This is a genomic window from Tateyamaria sp. syn59, from assembly GCF_007995245.1.
Taxonomy (GTDB): Bacteria; Pseudomonadota; Alphaproteobacteria; order Rhodobacterales; family Rhodobacteraceae; genus Tateyamaria.
Map to the genome: position 1 here is coordinate 1 of NZ_VCBA01000038.1, position 4,462 is coordinate 4,462.

Consider the following 4,462-nt stretch of genomic DNA (forward strand, 5'->3'; position numbering starts at 1 on the left):
CCAACTTCAGCGAAAATATCGCCACGCACGGCGTCGAGCTTGCTCGGCGCCGATTTGCGTAGCATTTCCAGCAGGCTGCCCTCGATCGACAACCAGTGCCCCCGGGCGTCTTCATCCCAGTGCACCACGACGCGGTCAACGAGCTCGTGTAGTTCGTCCGCGGCACGCCCGGCGACGGACTCGTCCGACAGTGCCGTCGCCAGGTCGGCGACCATGGCCCGGTAGAGGTCCGGCAGGTCCTCGGGCAGCTCGACCTCGGGCACGACCAGGGCGGCCCGCTTGCCCTGCATCTGCTGGAGCTCGGCACCGATATCTATCAGCCGGGGAGAAAGCATACCCGCGAGCTCATGGTTCTTCGCGATGGCTCGGATCAGGTTGTCTTGGCCCGTCTCCAGTTCCCGCTGCCGTGCGTCATGCACCCGGAGCCGGTCCACGGCCGCCTCTTGGCTGTCCGCCAGCTTCGCGTGGAACCGCTCCCGGAACCGGTCATAGACGGCAGGCTTCATCAGCTCGGCGCGCAGCCCCGACAGGACGAGGGGCAGGGCGACGCTCTCCCGCAGTCCCCTGAAGCCCTCGCAGACGCTGGGGCCCATCTCCTTGGCGTTGGCGCAGTAGTAGGTTCTGTACTTGCTACTCCCGGCGACCGTCAGCTTGCCGCCACACAGGCCGCAGTGCAGGAGCCCCGACAGGAGGTACTTCCGCCGGCGCAGGCTCTGCCCGATCGAGAGCTTGTTGCGGTCCTTGGCCTCGGCCTTTCCCACGCGCTTGCGCTGTGCGTCCTGCCGCGCCTTGACCTCGTCCCACAGTTCCTGATCGATGATCCGTAGCCCGGGCACTTCGCTGATGACCCATTTGCTCTCGGGGTTCAGCTGCGAGACCCGGCGCTCGGTCTGTGGGTGCTTCACATAGGTCAGTCGGTTCCAGACCTGTCGGCCGATGTAGAGCTCGTTGTTGAGGATGCCGGTGCCCCGCTCCCGGTTGCCGTTGATCGTGTTCTGCTTCCAGCGTCCCGACGATCTGCGACCGGTTTCGGCCGAGGGGGAAGGGATGCCTTCGTCGTTCAGGCGATTGGCGATCTCGATCGGCGACTGCCCTGCGGCGTAGTCGCGGAAGATCCCGCGCACGACCGCGGCCTCGACCTCGTCGATCTCGCGCGCGCCCTTCACAGGAACGCCGCGCTCATCCGTGCATTGCTTGTAGCCGTAGACTTTGCCGCCCGCGCTCAAGCCCTTCTGGGCCCGCCCCTCCAGCCCGCGGCGGGTCTTCTGGGCGAGCTCCTCGAGAAACATTGCCGCGAACATGGACGAGATGCTGAGCATCATCGCGTCGATCTTGCCGCGTCCGGTGGTGTAGAGCTCGACGCGGTTGAACAGCGCGGTCTTGTAGAAGCCCGCCATGTGCTCGGGATCCCGCGATATCCGGTCGACGGACTCGGCGAGCACTACATCGAACTTGCCGCTGGCGAGATCCACGGAGAGCCGCTGGAATCCCGGCCGGTCCCGGCTCACGGTGCCACTGACCGCGTCGTCAGAATAGCGCTCGACGACAGTCCAGCCCTTCTGCCGGGCGTATCTCTCGGTGATGCGAAACTGGTCCTCGACCGACAGGGGGTTCTGCATGTCGGTCGAATAGCGTGCGTAGAAGGCGACACGCAGCGGGCGCTTCGCGTCCGTCATGGGTTCACCTCGCTTACAACTTCCATGATGAGCCGGCGCATGGCATCGAGGCTTTGTTCATAGGTCATGACGGAGCCGACGGACGCGCTATTCGCGAACAGAAGCTCCGCACCGTGCGCTGCGCAGAAATCGACAAGGTCCTTGATCATCTTCGGATCGCGAGCGATGCGGACCGGCTCCGTAGCGAGCGCGATCTGGGCTCGTCCTTCGGCGATGCAGGTCCGAAGAGCCGTAAGACCAGGGCGATCGCGCATTCCGCCCACGCCGTTGTCCACGACCGTTTCGCCGATACGCCAGCCTTGGCTCTCGGCAAGGGCCGTGCAGATACGACGCTGCTCTTCGATTGCTACATCGTTCGTAGAAGCGGAACGCAGGTAGAGAGCGGCAACGGGCTGAGGAGGCATTGACGACGTCCTATGGGGTTGTGGCCGTGATGGCCCGGTCAGTGCATATATCTGGAAAGAATGCGGAAATGGTATGTCCAGTGGCGGAGTATCTTGTAGGTTGTGCGTATCGCGTCAGGCGTCGTTTCCTGCTTCTCCCGCTCCTGCGAGAGCTTGCGGACAGCGGCTTCTGCGAGAAGGTCGATCAGCTTGTCGAGCGGCATCGGAGGGGTCCTTTCCTGTTCGGGCATCATGTGACCGACACGGCGGACGCCGACCCGAGGTCCGGTACGAGGGAATGGCCACCAGCGTCCGCAGGGCTCACCTGCGGACGCACCTCATGCAATCATCCAATGCAATGTGAAAATAGAAGAAGGCCTGATCCGCTATGCCTAACTTCCAGAGCCTTTGCGACCGAACTCGGCTATTTTTTCTGCTTTGTGGACTGAGATAGTATCTTTGCGATTGCTAAGGCATTTTCCAAGATCCTTGGGTCAAAGTCTTCGCTTCGCTGGTCTTTGAACGCAGATCCGGCATCAATATTCCAATGCTGAAAGGCATCTTTTAGCTCCGACCATTCGCTCTCCGAGCCGTATGACCTTAGATAGAACTCACCAAAAGTTATTGCGTGACTTCTATCTGCGTTCCGCAATGCTTCAACCATATTGGCCTTTCCAAGCGTAAATGAGAACTTGGCGACCCCTACCGTGAGTCCGACAGAAATGACACCTAATATAATGACTTCGAGTAGAGAGTATGCAGAGGCGGATTCGTATTCTATGCTGCCGGCTCGCCAAAAACTTATTGCTGCGCCGAAGATCAGGGTGGCGCAACAGGTAAGGTACCAAAGATTCGCCTGCCTTCTGTAGCTCTTCTCGCGATCTCTGAGATTTTTTTGGCTCTTTTCAATGAACTCTGAAGCCACTCTTTCAAGTAACTCGCGTCTCTCATTTCTCTTCTCCGCCTTAGCGGCAGAAATGGCTATTAGCCGTTCTACCCCCCTCGATATCTGAAGGGAGGTTTGGTACAGATCTTCTTTATCTGCTTTGATTGCTTGAATTTTCTTAATAAAGTCTGGAAGTTCTGCCTGATCGAACCATACGGGAAGGACGCCAACACGACCTTGTTCTTCGGAATAGGCCAGCATGGCGCTAATCTCAGACATCACCCATTCGCTTTTAACAGATTCTTCTGTTAATATGGCGACAACGGCATCCGCCTCGGACATACTTCTTCGAATTTCAGACTGCCAGTTGAAGCCCGCGCCAATGGTATCTCCTGGCAGAATTTGATGGCCGAGCGCCTCAAGTCGTTTGGATATCTGTTGAACGAGGTTGATATCCGACTGCGCGTGTGAAATGAATATTTTTGCCAAGTCTATGCCGATCTAATTCGATTCCTCATGGGCTGGAGCGCTTTCGATCTGGTTTCATCAACAGCGGAGCCTGGCTTCTATTCCTATAGGCTGGAGAATATTTTGCAATGCAAGGAGTTTGGACTTAGTCACGGGCGCTTGATACCAGTAAGCATCGAAAACTTTCGAACTTCTGCGGTGGAAGACGCGTCGGCATCCTCGTAGCAGCGAAGGAGCGGGGCTCATCGCCGACGCGCTGAACGCCGGGGGATCCAGTCCCGGCGCTGGGGCCTTTCGGTCCCTCAAGGGACGGCGCCCTACCGGGCGCCGTGCAGTCATTCCATGCCGAGCAGACGGAAGCTTTGCCTTATCGCGTCGGCGTGGTCGAGCGCCCTACGGGTGGCGCGATAGAGCACCCCGATCGGCTGCATGGCCGCCTGGAGCACCTCCTCCTCCGGCGTGAGCTGCCGACACGCCCCGAAGCTATGGTTGTTGTCGAGTGCCCCGCGATCCGGGCCCGTGGCCTCCTTGCCGTGAGCCTCCGGCGGAAGCACCTTGCGGATCTCCCCCAGTGCGACATCGAGGAAGTATGGGAGATCGTCGTCTATGTCGGTCTCTTCATCGAGATACTCGATGACCTCCTTGACCACCTCCTGCCCCGCCGGGTCGAGGTACGGCAGGACCTGGTGTGCCAAGTGCTGGCTCATCTCCGCCCGCAACTCGATGACGGGGCGGATGAGGGCGACCTGTTGTTCCAGCAGGTTCTTGGCGGACTGGACGTTCATTGCTGCACCTCCTTTCCTGCATGGCGGGGCTGGTGAGGCAATTGCCTCTCACCGTGGGTGTTCTGGCCGCGAACGGTCCGTGAGCGGGAGCGCTGCCTCGACCGGCGATCGGCGGCGACGTCTCGCACTGCGTGAATCCGGCCGCGTACGGCGTTCATCGCTGCAAACGGCCTCCCGTCGAGGCGCCCGAGTACGGCCGAACCGGTTGTCTGACAGATGCAGAAGCCGCTGTGCGTCAGCGGCACGAGCAGCCGTCGTGCGCCG

5 protein-coding genes are annotated in these 4,462 nt (G+C 60.2%); all 5 read right to left on the reverse strand.

Features of this window, described 5'->3' with window-relative positions:
- Positions 1 to 1,676 (reverse strand): recombinase family protein (locus FD715_RS22115; protein ID WP_147115362.1); only part of this gene is annotated, 1,676 nt, incomplete at its 3' end.
- Positions 1,673 to 2,080 (reverse strand): recombinase family protein, encoded by a 408-nt coding sequence (locus FD715_RS22120; protein ID WP_147115365.1) that lies wholly within the window; start codon positions 2,078 to 2,080, stop codon positions 1,673 to 1,675. The genes FD715_RS22115 and FD715_RS22120, both read right to left, overlap by 4 nt.
- 38 nt (positions 2,081 to 2,118) lie before the next feature.
- Positions 2,119 to 2,283: a hypothetical protein gene (locus FD715_RS22670; RefSeq protein WP_189799612.1), complete on the reverse strand. Its 165-nt coding sequence runs from the start codon at positions 2,281 to 2,283 to the stop codon at positions 2,119 to 2,121.
- A 200-nt stretch (positions 2,284 to 2,483) separates the two neighbouring features.
- The gene (locus FD715_RS22125; RefSeq protein WP_189799613.1) at positions 2,484 to 3,434 is read right to left on the reverse strand and encodes a toll/interleukin-1 receptor domain-containing protein; all 951 of its coding nucleotides are present in this window, start codon (positions 3,432 to 3,434) and stop codon (positions 2,484 to 2,486) included.
- 314 nt (positions 3,435 to 3,748) lie between these two features.
- Positions 3,749 to 4,198: a hypothetical protein gene (locus FD715_RS22130; RefSeq protein ID WP_147115371.1), complete on the reverse strand. Its 450-nt coding sequence runs from the start codon at positions 4,196 to 4,198 to the stop codon at positions 3,749 to 3,751.
- Between the last annotated feature and the right edge of the window lie 264 nt (positions 4,199 to 4,462).

Excerpts from the sequence above, each read along its gene's own strand:
- FD715_RS22120 (WP_147115365.1), bottom strand. The coding sequence starts at position 2,080 with ATGCCTCCTCAGCCCGTTGCCGCTCTCTACCTGCGTTCCGCTTCTACG.
- FD715_RS22670 (WP_189799612.1), bottom strand. The coding sequence starts at position 2,283 with ATGCCGCTCGACAAGCTGATCGACCTTCTCGCAGAAGCCGCTGTCCGC.
- FD715_RS22130 (WP_147115371.1), bottom strand. The coding sequence starts at position 4,198 with ATGAACGTCCAGTCCGCCAAGAACCTGCTGGAACAACAGGTCGCCCTC.